The organism is Paenibacillus sp. S28 (assembly GCF_016624415.1).
Taxonomy (GTDB): Bacteria; Bacillota; Bacilli; order Paenibacillales; family Paenibacillaceae; genus Paenibacillus_AQ; species Paenibacillus_AQ favisporus.
Window position 1 is genome coordinate 40,875 of record NZ_JACVTM010000005.1, and the last position, 19,132, is coordinate 60,006.

General features: G+C 56.7%; 13 protein-coding genes. 5 read left to right on the forward strand and 8 right to left on the reverse strand.

Annotation, left to right across the window (positions count from 1 at the left end):
• Positions 1 to 13 precede the first annotated feature (13 nt).
• The gene (locus IAE55_RS13900; RefSeq protein WP_200633011.1) at positions 14 to 1,297 is read left to right on the forward strand and encodes a multidrug effflux MFS transporter; all 1,284 of its coding nucleotides are present in this window, start codon (positions 14 to 16) and stop codon (positions 1,295 to 1,297) included.
• A 248-nt stretch (positions 1,298 to 1,545) separates the two neighbouring features.
• Here the strand turns inward: IAE55_RS13900 and IAE55_RS13905 are convergent, their stop codons facing one another.
• The 6 genes from IAE55_RS13905 to IAE55_RS13930 all read right to left on the reverse strand — a co-directional run bounded on the left by IAE55_RS13905 (position 1,546) and on the right by IAE55_RS13930 (position 8,550).
• Entirely contained in the window at positions 1,546 to 2,871 is a 1,326-nt protein-coding gene (locus IAE55_RS13905; protein WP_200633013.1) for a 6-phospho-beta-glucosidase, read from the reverse strand.
• 12 nt (positions 2,872 to 2,883) lie between these two features.
• Entirely contained in the window at positions 2,884 to 3,873 is a 990-nt protein-coding gene (locus tag IAE55_RS13910) for an N-acetylglucosamine kinase (protein ID WP_200633015.1), read from the reverse strand.
• Positions 3,874 to 3,943: 70 nt separating this feature from the next.
• Positions 3,944 to 4,942, reverse strand: a complete 999-nt coding sequence (locus IAE55_RS13915) for a LacI family DNA-binding transcriptional regulator (RefSeq protein WP_200633017.1) — start codon at positions 4,940 to 4,942, stop codon at positions 3,944 to 3,946.
• A gap of 264 nt (positions 4,943 to 5,206) precedes the next feature.
• Positions 5,207 to 6,592, reverse strand: a complete 1,386-nt coding sequence (locus IAE55_RS13920; protein WP_200633019.1) for an ABC transporter substrate-binding protein — start codon at positions 6,590 to 6,592, stop codon at positions 5,207 to 5,209.
• A 182-nt stretch (positions 6,593 to 6,774) separates the two neighbouring features.
• Positions 6,775 to 7,659, reverse strand: a complete 885-nt coding sequence (locus IAE55_RS13925) for a carbohydrate ABC transporter permease (RefSeq protein ID WP_200633021.1) — start codon at positions 7,657 to 7,659, stop codon at positions 6,775 to 6,777.
• Positions 7,660 to 8,550 carry a carbohydrate ABC transporter permease gene (locus IAE55_RS13930; protein WP_240913327.1) on the reverse strand — a complete coding sequence of 297 codons (891 nt, stop codon included), beginning with the start codon at positions 8,548 to 8,550 and terminating at the stop codon, positions 7,660 to 7,662.
• A gap of 548 nt (positions 8,551 to 9,098) precedes the next feature.
• Between IAE55_RS13930 and IAE55_RS13935 the strand changes: the two genes are divergently transcribed.
• The 3 genes from IAE55_RS13935 (at position 9,099) to IAE55_RS13945 (ending at position 12,529) form a co-directional block, all read left to right on the forward strand.
• Positions 9,099 to 10,046: a helix-turn-helix transcriptional regulator gene (locus tag IAE55_RS13935; RefSeq protein ID WP_145949201.1), complete on the forward strand. Its 948-nt coding sequence runs from the start codon at positions 9,099 to 9,101 to the stop codon at positions 10,044 to 10,046.
• Between the two features lie 149 nt (positions 10,047 to 10,195).
• Positions 10,196 to 11,605: an MATE family efflux transporter gene (locus IAE55_RS13940; protein WP_145949200.1), complete on the forward strand. Its 1,410-nt coding sequence runs from the start codon at positions 10,196 to 10,198 to the stop codon at positions 11,603 to 11,605.
• A gap of 198 nt (positions 11,606 to 11,803) precedes the next feature.
• Positions 11,804 to 12,529 (forward strand): DsbA family oxidoreductase, encoded by a 726-nt coding sequence (locus IAE55_RS13945; protein ID WP_145949199.1) that lies wholly within the window; start codon positions 11,804 to 11,806, stop codon positions 12,527 to 12,529.
• Positions 12,530 to 12,670: 141 nt separating this feature from the next.
• Here IAE55_RS13945 and IAE55_RS13950 read toward each other — a convergent pair whose 3' ends face one another.
• The gene (locus IAE55_RS13950; protein WP_145161726.1) at positions 12,671 to 13,726 is read right to left on the reverse strand and encodes a serine hydrolase domain-containing protein; all 1,056 of its coding nucleotides are present in this window, start codon (positions 13,724 to 13,726) and stop codon (positions 12,671 to 12,673) included.
• Positions 13,727 to 13,977: 251 nt separating this feature from the next.
• Between IAE55_RS13950 and IAE55_RS13955 the strand changes: the two genes are divergently transcribed.
• Positions 13,978 to 16,362 carry an Ig-like domain-containing protein gene (locus tag IAE55_RS13955; RefSeq protein WP_234489546.1) on the forward strand — a complete coding sequence of 795 codons (2,385 nt, stop codon included), beginning with the start codon at positions 13,978 to 13,980 and terminating at the stop codon, positions 16,360 to 16,362.
• Between the two features lie 127 nt (positions 16,363 to 16,489).
• Here IAE55_RS13955 and uvrA read toward each other — a convergent pair whose 3' ends face one another.
• Positions 16,490 to 19,033: an excinuclease ABC subunit UvrA gene (gene uvrA / locus IAE55_RS13960; RefSeq protein ID WP_200633023.1), complete on the reverse strand. Its 2,544-nt coding sequence runs from the start codon at positions 19,031 to 19,033 to the stop codon at positions 16,490 to 16,492.
• Positions 19,034 to 19,132: the final 99 nt, after the last annotated feature.

A 19,132-nucleotide genomic window follows, 5' to 3' on the forward strand; every position in this document is an offset into this window, starting at 1 on the left:
CAAGATAGAACTTATGAATAAACGTTCACATACGGATGCGAAGGCAGGCGGCTCTGCGGCCGCAGCTGCTTCCGGACCGGGTGCGAACCGGGTCTGGATGATTATTGTGCTGGGGGCGCTGTCGGCCTTCGGTCCGTTTTCACTTGATATGTATTTGCCGTCTTTGCCGGAAATGGCCAAGTCGATGCACACGACGGCCTCGCTGACCCAGCTCAGCTTGACGTCCTGCCTCATCGGGCTTGCGGTAGGCCAGCTGCTGGCGGGGCCAATCAGCGATGTGAGGGGACGCCGCACGCCGCTAATGATCGGGATGGTGGTTTACGGGGTTTCGTCGCTGCTGTGCGCCTTCAGCCCGTCGATTGAGCTGCTGATTCTGCTCCGGTTTATCCAGGGCATTGCCGGCTCAGCGGGCATTGTCATTTCGAGGGCGATCGTCCGGGACATGTACTCCGGGAGCGAGCTGACCAAGTTTTTCTCCATGCTGATGCTGGTGAATGGGGCGGCGCCGATTCTGTCGCCGATCCTGGGCGGGCAGCTGCTTCAGGTGACTTCGTGGCGCGGCGTATTTATCGTGCTGACCGCCATCGGGGTCGCCATGCTGCTGGCCGTCATGCTCGGACTGCCGGAGACGCTGGCGCCCGGCAACCGCTCCAGCGGCGGGACGCTGGGCACGGTGAAGACGTTCGGCAAGCTGCTGCGCGACGGCAAGTTTATGGGCCTGGCGCTCAGCTCAGGCTTCATATCAGCCGCAATGTTTGCCTACATTTCAGGTTCGCCGTTCGTGCTGCAGGAAATCTACGGGGTATCCCCGCAAATGTTCAGCGTGATCTTCGCCACGAACGGGCTCGGGATCATTATCGCGGGGCAGATCACCGGCCGCTTGGCCGGACGCGTCAGCGAGAGGAAGCTGCTCGTGACCGGCATTACCCTGGCGACGATCGGCGGCGTGCTGCTGCTGATCCTGCTCGCCGCCGGGGCAGGCCTTGCGGCGATCCTGCCGCCGCTGTTCGTGGTCGTATCCTGCGTTGGCATCGTCGGAACCGCAGGTTCCTCGCTGGCTCTGCAGGATTACGGCCGCTCGGCAGGCAGCGCCTCGGCGCTGCTTGGGCTGCTCTCCTACATCTTCGGCGGGATCGTCAGCCCGCTCGTGGGCATCGGAGGCAGTACCTCGGCCTTGCCGATGGGCATCGTCATCGCCTGCGCGGACGTCGGCGCCGTGCTGTGCTACGTGCTGCTGGTGCGCCGGCACACGCGTGCCAGCCAAGCCGGCTCGGCGGACGCCTCGGCAGGGCTGTGAGGCCGGGGACGCCGTGGGTGGCCCGGCCGGAAGGCGGCCCAGCGGGCCGCTGGGCCGCCTTCACTGCTTGCCGCTGCGCGGCGCGGACTGAAAAAAACCTTGAACGGGAACGTGCCGTTCAAGGTTTTTTGTGTGCTTTGTAGCGGCAGTACTGCCAATCTGCATTTATTTTCACGGAAAAGGAGAAGGGGTCTTCCGCAGACAGGCGTCAAGATCATCCGCGCATCCCTTGAGACCATCCCTCTGCTTCAGGGATGAGCCGGTGTTTTCCCGAAAAACTGCGCCAAGTATTCTTTGTTGGCCTCCAGCATCTCATCCAGCATCTTGATGGCTACTTCGACCGACGGCACAAGCGGGTGGTGGGCCAGCGCTTGGATCGCCAGCCCGCGGTCACCGGTGACCGCGGCGTCGATGGCGAGCTGCTCATAGGTTTTGACGGCCTGAATCAGGCCGACGGCCATCCGCGGGATGCGCGTCACAGGCAGCGGGAGCGGCCCGTTCCTCGTTACGACGCAGTTGATCTCAATGCTGGCGTCCTCGGGCAGGAACGGCAGCGTCCCGCGGTTGGCCACGTTCAGCGTCTGGATGTCATTGGTGCCGTTATAGAGCGACCGCATCAGGTTGACGGCGGCTTCGGAGTAAAAGGCGCCGCCGCGCTGCTCCAGCTGCTTCGGCTTCTCTTTCAGATCCGGGTCGCTGTAGAGCTCGAACAGCTCCTCTTCGACCCGCTTCACGACCTCGGCGCGGTTGATGCCCTGATGGAAGGACTCAAGCTGCTCCTCCAGCATCGCGTCCGTCATGTAAAAATATTTTAAATAATAGGAGGGCAGGGCACGCAGCGACTGCAGAAACTCGGGATTCCATTCGCGGGCCGGCACGTTCGAAGCGCTGTAGCCGGCGGTATCGGCGAGTAGTTCATCGAGTTTGTCTTCGCCCTCGACATCGACGCGGGTGACCCAGTGAAGATGATTCAGACCCACAAACTCAGCGTAGACCCGGTCAGGAGCGACCTGGTATTTGGCGGAAGTTTGCTTGATCAGGCCGATGGGCGCGTTGCATAACCCGATGCTGCGGACATTGGAATACTTCAGGATGGCTTCGGTGACCATGCCGGCCGGGTTGGTAAAGTTAAGCAGCCAGGCGTTTGGCGCCAGCTCCTCCATATCCCGGCAAATATCGAGCAGGACCGGGATCGTGCGCAGCGCCTTCATCATGCCGCCGGGACCGGTCGTTTCCTGACCGATGACCCCGTACTTGAGCGGAATTGATTCGTCGCGTCCCCGGGCATCCAGCATGCCTACGCGCATTTGGGTGCTGACGAAGTCGGCGCCTTCGATCGCTTTGCGGCGGTCGGTGGTCAGATGCACCTCAATCGGCAGCCCGGATTTCTCAACCATCCGCTTCGCTAGGCTGCCGACGATGTTCAGCTTCCGGAGACCTGGCTCGATATCGACGAGCCACAGCTCATGGACCGGAAGCTCACGGTGATGCAGGATAAACCCTTCGACCAGCTCTGGCGTATACGAGGAGCCCCCGCCGATTACTGCTATTTTCAACCCCTGTTTTGAAGTCATGTTCCTTCACTCCTATCGGGTAGTTTGGTGAATATGTTCAAAATTGCGAAACAGCCGCATCTGCTCATAGACCAGTTCCGGAATCGTTAGACCGTCCGCTTCCATGGCCGCCCACACGGCGCCGACGACCGGCTCCGTCGCGAGCGTCACGACCGAGGCCGCTGGTGCAACGGCTCGAACGGCCTGCTCAATCGGGCCGCGGATCCATCCGCGGTCACCCCGCGTCAGCAGGCTGCCGGCAAGCACCACATCAAAGGCCTCGTTCTCCATACCGAGCCTGCGAATGACGGCAGCGGCCGATTTGCCGAGCTCTACGCCCTGGCGGTTCAAAATTTCCAGCGCCACCGCATCCTGGCCGGCAGCAGCTGCAAACAGCAGGCGTGCGGCGTCTACGGGCACGCTGCGCTGGTTGTCGTAGAAATCGTCGAACATCTCGCCGACGGTATCGTAGCCCAGCAGGGACAACAGCAGCTCCGTCAGCTGCGTCGGCTGCTCGCGTCCGTCCCAGGCGCGGATGACGGAGCGGAACACCTCGATGTTCAAGGCTCCGCCTCCGCCAAAATCGCCGTACATATAATCGAAGCCGCCGCACTGCACATGCTCGCCTTGCGGATTCCGGCCGGCAGCATTGGTGCCCGTGCCGCAGATGAGGGCGACCCCGTACGGCCGCTTCGTCCCGGCCCGGAGGCCGATGACGGTATCACAGTCGACCGAATAATCCGTGAAGCCCATATTTCGGATCATGGGATGCAGGATCCGGTAATCCGGCTCACGGTCGGCTCCCGCCAGGCCGAAGAAGGTGTGGCGGATGTCCGCAAGCTGCAGCCCGGCGTCGGCGATGGCGCCGAAGGCGGCGCTCCGGATGCTCTCGGCAGCCACGGCGGCGTCAATCTGGTGATTCCCGTTGCCGCTCTGGCCTTTGCCGAGCACTTGCCCCTGCTCGTCGGTGAGCAGGGCATAGGTTTTGGTGCCTCCCCCGTCGATTCCCAAATAATAAGCCAATAGTCGTCACTCCTATATGATCAATTCATGCTTTTGCATTACATGATGATCCGGAGCCGGGTAATTAAAGTCAGGCTCGACGCCCAGGAACGGACGACTCCCGGACGATGAGCTCCGGATCGATTTTCAAGTTGGCTCCGCGCTTCATCGTACCGTCGATCCGCTTCAGCAGCATGTCGGCTGCGGCGATGCCGATCCGGTCTGCCGGCTGGCGTACCGTCGTCAGATACGGATGAAGCTGGGAGGATATTGTCTGGTCGTCATAGCCAACGACGGCTACCTGGCCGGGCACCTGAACGCCCGCTTCCATCAGCGCGTTCACCACACCGAGGGCGATATTGTCGTCGCCGGCGAAGACCGCTTGCGGAAGCTGCCCTTCCTTCAGCCACCGTACGGCCGTTTCATAGCCGAACCCGATTTCAAAGTCTCCGTTTACGATTTCAAAGGGGGCAAGCCCCCGCTCTGACAGCGCCTGCATAAATCCGTCGCGTCTCTCCCGGGTACTTCGGAACATCTCCTGTCCGCACAAATGGGCGATGGACGTATATCCGTTATCGAGCAGATGATTTGCTGCCGCATAGCCGCCCTTGAAGTTGTCGATCGTCACCGAGAAATTGTCGTTTTCCGGCTTCTGATTGTCGATCAGTACGTATGGAATGCCGCGTTTTTTTAATTCCACGATATAGTTGTCTTCTTCCATGGGGGAGAGCAGAATGAGCCCGTCCACCCGGTCCTCCTGAATCAGGTAATGGCTCTCGTCCGAACCGATGCCCGTCGATACCGAAATGGCCAGGTAGTAGCCGTGAAGCGCTAACACTTCGTTCAGCTCTTTGACGACGGCATCGAAGAAGGAATCCTGCAGGGTCGTTACAATCAGGCCGATGATGCCGGTTTTCCCGCGGGCAAGGCTCCGGGCGGCGGCGTTTGGGTGGTATCCCAGCTCTTTGATCGCATCGAGCACTTTCTGCCGGTTTTTTTCCCGGACGGTTTCGGCCCCGTTCAACACACGGGATACCGTTACGACGGACAGTCCTGATTTTTTGGCAACGTCAAAAATACTTACTTTCATCTCTCATTTCTCCTTGGGCAGATTTTTCCGAACCTATAAACTTATCCCTAGTATACATGGACGGAAGTCTGTCCGCGAAGCATGGGATGGCATAAACCGGATACCGCCCCGCAGAGGACGGCATCCGATCGCCGATACGCCGTAAAAAGGTATAACGAATTGAATCGAATATCTACATTATAAAATTATGGCCCGTTCCACCGAGGAGGACATTTTTACGATGGAAGGGGAAATTTCTCTATTCATGTTCCACAAACTTTCCGTTTACCGCTTGATGATCTCCTGCAGCTTCTTCTGAATCGTCGGCATGACTTCTTCCACCGTCTTGTGTCCGCTTTCGATCGGCTGCATCTCGTTAATGAACATGTCGTTGATTTGCGAGTAGTTCGTGATCAGGTGGTTATAGGACTCAAAGCCGTATTTAATGGCGCCTTCGTATACGTTCTTAATATCCTGCGGGTCGACGCCCTCAAAATGTTGGTAATAAGCCTCAGCTGCCTGCGTGTTGACCGGCGGATTGCCTCCGCTGAGCTCGATGGATTTTTCCTGCACATCGGCGGTGACCAGATACTTGATCCATTCAAAAGCTTCCTTCGGATGCTTGGAACCTTTCAGGACCATGAGCGGATCGACGTACAGCGTGCTGCGCACCTTGTCGTTGCCGCCCCAAGGAACAGCCGCCACGCCCACTTTGAACGGAAAATCGTTGGCTCCGGCCAGGTTCCACGAACCGCCGACGGACATGCCGATTTTGCCGGCGACGAAGGGATCGCCGTTCTGACCGGCGACGCTCTTGCTCCACTCAGTCGTCGGGGAGACCTTCTCTTTGAAAATCAAACCGAACAGCTTGTTATACGCCGCCATCACTTCAGGCGAATCGAAATGGGTAGCGGATGGAACACCGCCGTTGGTCCAGGTGTCTTCCGAATATGGCTCGGCGCCGAAGTAGAGAGGGCGGTTATCGCGCTCAGCCCAGGTAAAGTCCACGCCGTACTGGGTTTTGGCGATGTCGTCCGAAATAACGGTCAGCTTCTTGGCGTCTTCGACCATTTTGTCGAACGTCCAGCTCTTGTCCTCATAATCGCTCGGCGGATAAGGCACCTTCGCCGCGTCGAACATATCCTTGTTGTAGAGCATCAGCGTGACATACATATTGACCGGAATGCCGTAAGTACGGTCCTTTACCTTGTAGATGCTCATCAGGTTGTCCGGAATGCCGTAATCCCCGGCCTTGAATCCGTCCTCCTGGATGATGTCCGTCAGATCCAGCAGCATATCCTTGTTGTAATATTCGGCAAAGCCGCCGTAGCCGTAATGGCTGGTGACGTCCGGGGACTTGCCGCCGGCGATCAGCGTCTGCAGCTTGCTGTCAAACTGCTCGTAAGGCGCTTTTTCGACCTTGACCTTAATATTCGGGTGCTTTGCTTCAAAGTCGGGAATCAGTTGCTCGACGAACGTGCGGTCCTCCGAGTCGATCGTGTAGTGGGTAATCGTCACTGTGCCGCCTTTATCGCCCCCTGCGGAGCTCTCGCCTCCGGAAACCACATCGCCCGCCGATTTGCCGCCGCTACAGCCGGACAGCGCGGCGGCCACCAGCATTAGCGTCATCAGAAGAAGGGTAAAACCTGATCTTTTTCTGTTTTTGTTCATGAACCGATACCTCCATTGCCTTCATGTAATGGGTGCTGCTGCTGTCTGAACTTGTTGAAGTAAAAGCCGGCTTGCTAGTCCTGTGGGGAAGGGCTTGGAGCATGCTGGCATCGACGGCGTCCCGGGTGGCACTTGAGGATAACCGCCGGGACGACGGGTCTTCCAATAGATCCGTGATGCCATTACTTGATCCCTGTAAGCACGATGCCCTCCACGAACCGCTTCTGGGCTATGGCGAACAGCGTCACGATCGGCAGCATGGCCAGCACGGAGGCGACCATCAGCAGGTGCCACGGCGGAATCCGGAAGCGGGATGACGTCAGGGATGCCATACCGACCGGCAGCGTGAATTTCTCGGTGGAGCTCAGGTACAGCACCGGCGTCAGCAGATCGTTCCAGCTGTAGATGAAAGCGAAGATCGCTACGGTGGCGAGCGCCGGTCCCGAAAGCGGGAGGGCGATTTGGCGCCACATGCGAAACTCGCTGCAGCCATCGATGCGCCCGGCGTCGAACAGCTCTTCAGGGAGCGTCGAGAAGAATTGGCGCAGCAGGAAGATGTTGTACGCTGAGCCGAAGAACGCCGGGACGATCAGCGGCAGGAACGTGTCGATCCAGTTCAGCTTCGAGAAAAGGATGAACTGGGGAATCATGATGGCCGGGTAGGGCAGCATCATCGTGCTCAGCATGAGCAGGAACCACGCGTTGCTCCCCTTGCCGCGGTATCTGGCAAAGCCGTAGGCCGCGAGCGCCGATGAGAGCAGCGTTCCGATCACGGTAAGAACGCCGATAATCAGGCTGTTCATGTACATCGTGCCGAAGGAGAGGGTATCGAAAATCTCCTTGTAATTGCTCCACTGCCAGCTTTCCGGCAGGAAGGTCGGCGGAAACTTCAGCATTTCCTTCTTCGACTTCAGCGACGTCGATACCATGAAGAACAGGGGCAGCAGCATCAGAAAGGTGGTAACGACCAGCGCGATAAAGCTGACAATGCCTACGGGGTCAGTGCTGCGCCGCCGCTTGGGGACGGCGTTGTCCGAGTGCGGGCCGGCGGCCGGAAGGGTACTCATCTAGCGTTTGCCTCCTTCGTAGTGAACGTATCGGTTCGACAGCTTCATCACGAGCGCGGTAAAAAGCATGACGACGACGAGCAGCACCCAGGCCAAGGCGGAGGAATAACCGGCGCGATACTCTTTAAAGGCGCTGGTGTACAGGTTGTAGACATAGAACCAGGTGGAGTAGTTCGGGCCGCCCTGGGTCATGACAAAAGCCTGGGTAAACACCTGGAAGGAATCGATCATGCCCATAATCAGCTGGAACAGCAGTACAGGCGAGATCATCGGCAGGGTGACATGGAGAAAAACTTTGAAGCGTCCCGCCCCGTCCAGCTTGGCGGCTTCCACGAGGCTCGCCGGAACGCCCTGCAGTCCCGCCAGAAAGAGAATCATGCCCGAGCCCGCCGTCCAGAAGGACATAATCATCAAGGCGTATAGAGCCGTGTCCGGGTTCATGAGCCAGGCCGGACCTTTGATGCCGAACCAGGAGAGCATGTAGTTGAACAGTCCGATCTGCGGGTTGAAAATCCAGTACCAGAGCAGCGACATTGCCACGCCGGATACCATGCTCGGGAAATACATCGCGGTCCGGAAAAATCCGCGCAGCGGGATCTTCTGGTTCAGCAGCAGGGCGAATCCAAGGGCCAGCAGCAGCTGGATCGGCACGCTGATAAGCGTATACCTCAGCGTCACGGTGACGGATTTCCAGAACAGATCATTGCCGAACATCTCCGCATAATTGGCCAGGCCGATAAATTGGGGCGGGTGAATGATGTCGTAATCCGTGAAGCTGTAATAAAGCGAGGACAAGATGGGATACAGGGCAAAAACCAGAAAGCCGATGAGCCAGGGGGAAATAAACAGATACATGTACAGCGTCTGTCGCCTGCTTTCGCGATGGGTCACGGGAGCATCAACCTTTCTCACAAAGTTTATAAAAGTTTAAACGCTTTAACTTAAGGGACAAATTAAACCCTAAATTTTTATAAATTATAGCGGGTTATAATCCCAAAAGTTAAAGTGCTTTAACTTTTATCTCCTGCCTTTTGCCATTATCATAGTGGATGGTCTGCAAATAATCAATACTAAATTTCAGACTTGTAAGCGTTACCTGTTATAAAAGGTTACATTCGGAAAGGGAATCTTCATGATTTCAAGCGGAAAATCGGGTTTATGCCGGTTAGCGACGTGACTTTCGGATTGAAAAAAGACATGTCTCACTTTATTAGCTGCCTAATACCACTGTCCTCCGCTGTTGCACAGTGAGATGTTATGAAATATAACACTAATATAACAGAAAAATGGGCAGCCTTGGGCGGGCTGCGAGGAATCAGGGCTGTGCCGATGTTTTGGGCCGATTCCTATAGTTCGTTTATAATAATGACAAGGTTTGTCACCGACCATATTTGTTTTCGATGGTGTATACCGCCAAATCCAGTAACGGGAGTGCCGACATGTCCAAATCCAAAAGACTGCTCGACCTGATGATGACGATTAACCGGATGCGCCGCTTCAAAGTCAAGGAGCTGGCCGACGAATTCGGGGTGTCCACCCGGACGATCCTAAGGGACCTGCAGGAACTGAGCGAGCTCGGCGTCCCTTTATATTCGGAAGTGGGGCCGCATGGCGGCTACCAAGTACTGAAGGAACGGATCCTGCCCCCGATTGCCTTTACGGAGGAAGAGGCGGTGGCGATTTTTTTCGCCGTGCACGGTCTCCGGCATTATGTCCATATCCCGTTTGAGACGGAGAGCTCGTCCGCGCTCCAGAAATTCTACCACTACATGCCCGGGGATGTGCGCGACCGGATCGACCGGATGAAGAACCGGGTCGACTTTATTACCCCGTCCCGGCGGGCGGGTGCGCCCCATTTGTCCGTACTGCTGGACGGGGCCGTGAACCAGAAGGTGCTGCGGATCGTTTACGAATCCCGCGGCAGCAGCTCGATTCGGCAGATCCAGCCGATCGGCATCTATGCCAGCCAGGGACTGTGGTACTGCCCGGCGTACTGCTTCCAGCGGAAGGACTTCCGCCTGTTCCGCTGCGACCGGATTACGGATGCCGCCGAGGATACAACCAGCCTTGAAGCGGCCGACCTCAGCCATGTGCATCTTGGGAATCGGAAGTCATTCCACGGGGAGGACTCGGCGGAGCTTCGCTGCTATGTGGAGCTGACCCCGGAAGGCGTGGAACGGTGCGAGGGAGAATTATGGCTGGAGTCCAAGCTGCATATCCGCGAGGATGGGACCGGCTGGGTGGACGGGATGATTCCGGAGCATGACCTTTCGTTTTACGCCCAATTTTTTATCGGCTTGGGAACGAATGCGACTGTGAAAGAGCCTCAGGCACTGGTCGGTCTGATCCGCGAAAAACTCGCTGAGCTGCTGTCCCGGTACGAATAATGGTCATTTTTAGGGAAGTAAAGGCTTACCAAAAAAAGAATATTAAATTTTCAGTATTTTTCTGTTAAATGTCATGTATTTTCATGAAAACTGTGCTAACATACCTTTGTTTCAAAGAATACGTTTGAAAGAAAGGTGAATTCTGACTCATGACCGCAACTGTTCAAGAGCCTTCTGCACGGTCAGAAAAACGGCTCAGTCTTGTCCGCCTCACCTGGCCTATATTTCTCGAATTGTTCCTGTTCATGCTGATGGGCAGTGTCGATACATTGATGCTCAGTTCGGTTTCCGACAATGCCGTCTCCGGCGTCGGCGCCGCCAACCAAATTATTTCCATCGCCATCCTCGTGCTGGAGGTGATCGGCAGCGGGGCGGCGATCGTGGTGGCTCAGTACCTGGGCTCCAAGAAGCTTAGCGACGCGGCGCAGGTGACCGGAAATGCAATCACGCTGAACCTGGCCGTAGGGGTGCTCCTAAGCGTTATTTTTCTCGCCTTCGGCGGAATGATGCTGCGCCTGCTTAACGTCACCGGGGAAATTTACGGGTATGCCCAGTCCTACATCCAGATCGTCGGAGGCGGCATTTTCCTACAGGCGCTCATTAACGCCCTTGCCGCAACGATCCGGACCCACGGATTCACCAAAGAAACGATGGTCGTGTCGCTTCTGATGAACATCATTCACGTGGCAGGGAACTACGCTCTGATCTTCGGGCATTTCGGCCTGCCGGCGCTGGGCGTACAGGGGGCGGCGATCTCGACGGTATTCAGCCGCCTGGTCTGCCTGCTGATCTTCTTCTGGCTGCTGTACCGGGTCATGGAAGTGCACGTGGAATGGCGTTATTACATCCGTCTGTCGAAGAAATTTGTGCTTAAAATTTTGAATGTCGGCATTCCGTCGGCTCTGGAAAGCATCGTATACCAAATGTGCCAGCTGACCTTCACGCTGTATGTCACCTACCTTGGGGCAGAGGCGATGGCCACCCGGCAGTATGCCGTGAACATCTCGATGTACATCTATTTGTTCAGCATGGCGATCGGCATGGGCACGGCCATTATGGTCGGCCATTACGTCGGTGAACGACGCAACCAGGACGCCTACACCCAGGTGTTCCAGAGCGTGAAGTGGGCGCTGGCCGCGACAATCGTCATCGACTTGATCATTATCCTGTTCCGCGTTCCGCTGATGGGCTTGTTTACGGACGATGCACTCATTATCAAAATGGGGGCGCAGGTCATCCTGCTCAGTATCGTGCTGGAGACCGGCCGCACCGTCAACATCGTCATCATCAACTCGCTGCGCGCTTCGGGAGACGCCAAGTTCCCGGTCTACATGGGGCTGTTGTCTATGGTATGCATGTCTCTGCCGCTGGGATACTTCCTCATATTCAAGCTTCACATGGGCCTTGCCGGCGTGTGGCTCGCCATTGCCGCGGACGAATGGGCCCGTGCCGTCATCATGTATTTCCGCTGGCGGAGCCGGGCGTGGGAGAAGCATGCGCTGATCGAACCGCAGGACGGACCGGAGGCCGTGCCGGCAACGGTGCCGACGACGGGTTAACACGAGAAGTTAACCCGGCTGGATATACGGGAGATCGGCGCAGGCAGGTTGCGCGCTCCCGGTAATCGCGATATAATGTACCTGATGCAGTTACAGCTGGTTTATCCGAGTGACTGCTTTTCTTTTGACTCTTACTGTGATGGAAAAAGTATCAGTTTACCAATCAAAGAACATCACCCGAAAAGGAGAGGTTTGCATATGAAAATCGAAGTATGGTCGGACTTTGCCTGTCCGTTCTGCTATATCGGCAAGCGCCGTTTCGAGGCTGCCCTCGAGCCGTTCGCGCACAAGGATGACGTCGAGGTTGTGTTCCGCAGTTTCGAGCTGGACCCAGGCGCGCCGAAAGACAACGACAAGGACATTCACAGCATCCTGGCCTCCAAGTACGGCATGAGCTGGGAGCAGGCCAAGGCGGCCAACGACAACATGACCGAGCAGGCCAAGACGGTGGGGCTCACGTACAATTTCGATACGCTGGTCCCGACCAATACGTTTGACGCGCATCGTCTGACGCAGTGGGCCGGGGAGTTCGGCAAGAAGTATGAGATGACGGAACGGCTGTTCAAGGCGTACTTCACCGATTCGGAACATTTGGGAGACCGTGCGGTATTGGCGCGCTTGGCCAGCGAAATCGGGCTGGACGCCTCTGCGGCAGCCTCCATGCTGGAGAGCGATGCTTACACGAACGATGTCCGCAAGGACGAGGGGGATGCGGGACGACTCGGCATCAACGGCGTGCCGTTCTTCGTCATAAACCAGAAATACGGCATTTCCGGCGCTCAGCCGACTCAGGTGTTTGCCGAAGCGCTGGACAATATCTGGAAAGAGGAGCATCCGCTGACGCTGCTGGGGAACAGTGCTGACGGGGATGACCTCTCCTGCACGGACGGCTCCTGCCAGGTGCCGACGGATAAAAAGGCGTAAACACTAGTCGCCTGAAATTGAATAAAGGCTGTTAGCAGAAGAAAGGCTGCCTACAACCGGGCTTGCGAGCAATCCGGGAGGCAGCCTTTTTGGCTGTATATTTTATTAAGGATTTTTTACATGAGGATGCGGTTAGACCGGTTAATAGACCGTTTTGGTCAGCTGCTTGAACAGCTGGAAACCGATCTCGTCCACATGCCGTTTCTGCGGCCTCATCATGGACAGCATTTTCATCGCAAAGCTGCCGTTGTTGGACAGTACGACGACCGCCGTGTTTTTTTCCATGTGAAAGCCCAGGAAGCTGCTTGAGCCGTACGTACCGCCGTTATGCCAGTGAATCCGGTCGTGGTAGATGCCGGTTTTGACCATCCATCCGAGGCTGACATCCTCGCCGCGGCGCACCCGGTGGCGGGGCTTCTGCCCGTCGCGAAGCGCGGCCGTGATTGGGGCGGAGCCCATGCCGACGTTCGCTTTTGCAAATTGGAGCAGATCGTGCGCCGTGGAACGCAAGCCTCCCGCGCCGGCGAGAACGCCCAGATCCCAATGGGGAACCGGCTTGCCGTTGGCCGTATACACCGGGAGGAGACGGGACTGCTGCTCATCGTTTAGTTCAAATAGCGTGTCCTCCATAAATAACGGACCGCAGATCTCTTCCCGCATAAGCTGTTCCAGACTCCGGCCGGTGCAGCGGCTCAAGATAACCCCAAGCAGGCCTACGCCCAAATTGGAATACTCGAAGCTTCCTCCCGACGAAGGTCTGGTTTTCAGCAGGTCCTGCAGCAGATGCTGCTCGGTGTAGTTTTGGTACGGGTTCAGTTTGTCGGTGACGGTCTGCTTGAGACCGGCCGGCAGCCGGGGGAGTCCGGAGGTATGCGTGGCGAGCTGTTCCAGCGTGATGGCGCTGACTTTGGCGTTAGAGGCGATTTCAGGTATGTATTGGCCTACGGTATCCTTGAGCTGCAGTTTGCCCTGACGCTGCAGGATACACAGAAGTGAGGTCGTAAAAACTTTCGTTACGGATGCGATTTCATAGATGGCTGATGCGTAATCGAAGCCCGGAGGTTGTCCCCAGCCGGTGTAAAAATGGTCCCCGTTCTCCAGAATGCCGATGGTGACGCTCAGCGGGTTTCTTTCCCCGTAATGCTCCTGCACCAGGTAGTTGGCTTCTTCAATGATTTCATGGTCAGGAATGATCATGCGCTTATGGCACCTCCTATCTTAATTAGACGCCATGACCCCCGTACAGGTTTCGCTAGAAGGTTTACCAATTAGAGGATTACCCCTTTTTAGCGTGCGTGACGCGCAAATTTCAGAATCAAACGGCGGTTTTTATCGAAAAATTACAGAAAATCTCCAAAAAACTAACATTTTTGGCTGGACTGACCGATATGGGAGGTAGGGTCTTTTTTTGTTTCTACTCAAAATAAGGGAATTGGAGGGAATTTACATTGCGAATCAGATTAAAAAGGGTACTGGTCATGTCCCTGGTTATGGTGCTGTGCATGGCCTATGCCGGAACGACCTGGGCCGCCACGGCGGAGTTGACCAAGCTGGTTTTGTCCAAAAATGAGCTTACCCTTGAAATCGGCGATACGGCGAAAGTAACCGCGACGGGTGTATATTCGGATAATTCAACGGCAGATTTGACGGTAAAGGCGAGCTGGAGCAGCTCGAACAACGTAGTTGCCACCATATATAACGGTACCGTAACCGCGAAGAGCGAAGGTACGACAACGGTAACAGCCGTATTCGGGGACGTATCCGAATCGGTGTCGGTGACCGTAACGAAGAAGGTCAAGGCGCTTACGAAAGATGTGCAGAGCCTGGATTTGAAGCTGGGGGACAAGCCCCAGATCAAGCTGACCGCAACCTATACAGACAACAATACGGAGGAAGTTTCCGGCAAAGCGGACTGGTCGACGGATAACGCCAGCGTGGCGACGGTCGTGAACGGAACGGTGACGCCGGTGGGTCCGGGTACGGCTACGCTGACGGCGGTGTACGGCAAGCAGACCGTAACGATTCCGGTGAGCGTAGAAGTGGTGAAGCGGCTCGATGCGGACCCTGCGCAGGTGTCCATGCTGCTGAGCGAGAAGACGCCGGTGCAAGTGACGCTGAAAGCGACCTATCCGGACGGCACAACCAAAGATAACGTTGCGGCCGACGCTGAATGGACGTCGAGCAACGAAGGCGTGGCGGACGTCATCAAGGGGCAGATTACTCCTTACGGTCCGGGTACCGCCACGATTACGGCGAAGTACGGTACGAAAACGGCAACGATTCAGGTCGATGTCGACAAGACGATCCGCCTGAAGGCGGACAAGCAGGATATGTTCCTTCATGCAGGGGACTCCACCACACAGCCGATCAAGGTTGAAGCGGTGTATCCGGACAAAGATCCGGTGGACATTACGGGAGATGCCGTATGGTCTTCCAGCGACGAGAAGGTCGCTTATGTGAACAAAGGCGTCATTACGGCCATCGCACCGGGCGCAGCCATCATTTCTGCCAAATACGGGGACAAGAGCGTGGCCATAAATGTCGACGTTGACGTACCGCGCCACCTCGATCTGGTCGAGAAGGTCGCGCTGAGCTTGACGGGTGAGAAGACGAAGCAGCTGGACCTGATCGCTACCTATGCGAATGGGGAAACCGAGAAGGTTCAGGGCAAAGCCGTGTGGAAATCCAGCAATGAGGACGTCGTTTTTGTCAGCGGCGGGAATTTGACGGCTTTCAAAAAAGGGGAATCCAAAGTCAGCGCCACCTACGGCGGAGTGACGGTAACGACATCCGTAGCGGTCGACATGCCACTCAGCATCTCGCTGCCGGTGAAGAAGCTGTCCCTGAAAGTGGACGCCACCTACCAGGCGAGCATCGTGCTGGATTACGGTGCGGACCGTGCGGCCGAGACGGTCTCGTCTAAGGACAAAGTAGAATGGAGCACTAGCAAAAAGGATATCGCCGACATTGATGAAAATGGACTCATCACCGGCGTGGCGACAGGCACCGCAACGATTACGGCCAAATATGAAGGCAAATCCTACACGATGACCGTGGAAGTTGGACTGGTCAGCGACCTGAAAGCGTCGGAGACGCTCGTGATCATGTCCGCCGGCGACAAGAAGCAGCTGACGCTGACCGCGAAGGATGCCACGGGTACAGTGGTGGACGTGACTAAGGAAGCGTCTTGGAAGTCCAGCAGCTCTACGGTTGCCGGAGTAGACAATAACGGTCTGGTATCCGGTCTGAAGAGCGGGAAAGCCAACATTACCGCCGAGTACGGCGGACAGAAAGTAACGATCCCGGTGGAGGTTGACGTCATTTCCGCCATTGAGGCGAGCGAGACTGCGGTATCGTTGAAGACGGTAGGCAAAGCCAAGGATAAAACGGCTACCGTCAAGCTGGAAGTGACGTTCAGTGACGGCAGCACCAAGGACGTGACGTCCAAGGCGGAATGGAAAACCGGAAACTATAAAGTAGCATCGGTTAACGACGGTGTCATTACCGCCGCCGCTTACGGCAAAACGACTGTGACGGCCAAGTACGGCAACAAGACGGTTCGGATTCCGGTCGAAGTGGATACGCTGAAATATTTGCAGACTGACAAGGTGAGCGTGACGCTGAACGTCGGCGACAAGCTGACGCTGGCGGCCACGGCGACCTACATGGACGGAACCGATGTGGACGTCTCCAAGCCGGCTCTGTGGAAGTCCTCCAAAATTTTGACGGCGACGGTGAAGGACGGCCAGATCACGGCTAACGGCAAAGGCAAAGCGACGATCACGGTCAGCTTCGGCGGCAAATCGACCAAGGTGGTCGTGACCGTACAATAGAACATAAGCGGATCAAAGCGATCCGAATATGAAGAATCACCCATAGTCCATGTGACTAAGGGTGATTCTTTTTTTGATTCTTTTTTGCTTGCGCGAGCTGCAGGAGCAATGGCGATGGGAAGCACGATCAGCGTGACAGATGCCCGGCCAGATAGCGGCCTGTATATGAGGCTTGAACGGCCGCCACATCTTCCGGCGTACCCTGCGCGACCAAATGCCCTCCGGCATCCCCGCCTTCGGGTCCAAAATCGGCGATCCAGTCGGACGCGGCGATCAGATCGAGATGGTGCTCGATCACGATAACCGTGTTGCCGGCGTCCACGAGCCGGTTTAACAGACGGCACAGATGCCGGACATCACTGGGATGAAGCCCGGTCGTGGGCTCATCCAGCAAGTACAAGGTATTTCCTCTGCTTTTTTTGCCAAGCTCCTTCGCCAGCTTGATCCGCTGGGCTTCTCCGCCCGACAGCGTCGTCGTGGGCTGCCCCAGCTGCAGGTAGCCGAGCCCTACTTCACCCAGCAGGTTCAGCATGCCGGTTATTACCGGCTCCTCAAAGAGGGCGGCATTCTCCAGGACGGTCAGGTTCAGAATGTCCGAAATGCTGAAGCCCTTGTACTGAACGGCCAGCACATTCTCTTTGAATCGTTTTCCCAGGCAAACGGGGCAGCGCACCTCCACATCCGGCAGAAAGTGCATATCCAGCTGCAGGGTGCCCATGCCGCGGCATTTCTCGCATCGGCCGCCCGGCGTGTTAAAGGAGAAGTGCTTGGGACTCAGCCGTTGTTTTCGGGCCTCTGGCAGCTCCGCGAATAGGCTGCGGATCGGGGTAAACAGGTCGGTGTATGTCGCGATATTGGACCGCGAAATTTTTCCGACCGGGGCTTGGTCGACGGCGATGACCTTGCAGATAAGCTCCAGGCCGGTGATGCGTTCGTATTGGCCTGGCATATCGCCGGACAAACGAAGATGGGATTTTGCCGCAGGCTCGAGGATGTCGAACAGAAGAGTGGATTTGCCCGAACCTGAAACCCCCGTCACTGTAATCAGGCATCCGAGCGGAAAGCTGACGGTCAACTGCTTCAGGTTATGGGCGGAAGCCTGCTCGATCGTAAGCTTGCTGCCGCTGCCTGCTCTCCGTGTAACCCGAGTGCCGGTGATGTCCAATTCCCGCAAATACCGTCCGGTAGCGGATTCGGGGATTGCTTTCAACTGTTCGAGCGTTCCGGTGCCAACGACGGTCCCGCCTTCTTTTCCGGAGCCGGGGCCAATCTCGATCAGATGGTCCGCGGCCTTCATTACCTCGGTGTCATGTTCGATGACCAGCACGGTATTTCCCAAATCGCGGAGCCGCCTCAGCACTCGGATCAGCTTATGGGTATCCCGCGGATGGAGCCCGGCCGTGGGCTCGTCCAGTACGTACAGAACCCCGGTGAGACCCGAACCGAGCAGTGAAGCGAGCCGGAGCCGCTGGGCTTCCCCGCCGGACAACGTGCTCGCCTTCCGGTCCAGCGACAAATATTCGAGCCCGACGTCGATCAGCCGCTGGATACGGTCCGCCAACCCGTTGAAAATAGGCTCCCATACGGCCAGGCTTTCGCCTGGCAGCTCCTGTTTCAACTGCTTGAGCCAGGCATAGAGCGGGAGAAGGGTGTAAGAAGCCGCCTCGATGATAGTCGTACCCCTAATGGTAACGAGCCGGCCCTCTCTCCCCAATCGCGATCCCCGGCAATCGGGGCAGGTCTGCTTCATAAAATACGGGTCCCATTTTTTAGAGCCCGATTCTTCCGGGTCTCCGTCATGTTCCCTGTACTTGCGCAGCAAATGGGTGATCAAGCCTTCAAAATTGCCCTTGCCCACGGTTTTGGGAGGCTTAACGCGGGGGAAATGGCGCTGGAACTGCTCACTGGCTGCGCCGTAGAGCAGCATGTCGCGTGCGATCGCGCCATAATCGCGGATGCGCAGGTGCGGCTCGTACGGGAAACCGTAATGTTTAGATGCCGCTAACAGCACGTCCGCATAGTATTCGCGAACCCAGCCGTCCCAGAGCGTTACGCCTCCTTCCAAGATACTGAGGTCTTCCTGCAAAAGCCGGTCCACGGCAATATCGGTCACGATGCCGATTCCTGTGCAGGTCGGGCAGGCTCCTTCAGGCTTGTTGAAGGAGAAGTGGGCCATCGTCAGCTTCGGGATCGAGGCATGGCAGTGCGGGCAGGGCATATGCTTAGGCTCCTCAATCGCATCTTCCGATGGTTCAAGAACTTCTTCGGACACCGCTGGACTGTCTTCGAAGACGGGGTGAATGCTTTGACCGCAAGCTGGACATACCCGCACGCCAAGCTTGGCGTACAGCACACGCAGGTACGTATAGATCTCCGTAACGGTCCCGACGGTGGACCGGGGGTTCCTGTTGGTCACATGCTGGCTGACGCTGATGGAAGGGGACAGGCCGCGGATGGAATCCACCCGCGGTTTGCTGATGAAGTCCGTTACCATCCCCATGGACTCCATGTACTGCCGTTGGCATTCCTTTTGCAGCGTATCCATTGCGAGCGACGATTTGCCCGACCCGGACAAGCCTGTCAGCACGACCAGCCTGCGTTTGGGAATGCGGAGCGAAATATTCTTCAGATTATGCTCCCGGGCCCCTTCGATTTCAATATATTCATCCACGAATCCATCCCTCTCTTTCATTTTGCGATACGGTACCTTGGATGGTTTTAGAATAATTCATATATACGACAAAAGATGACGTAATTGGGGAGATGGCAT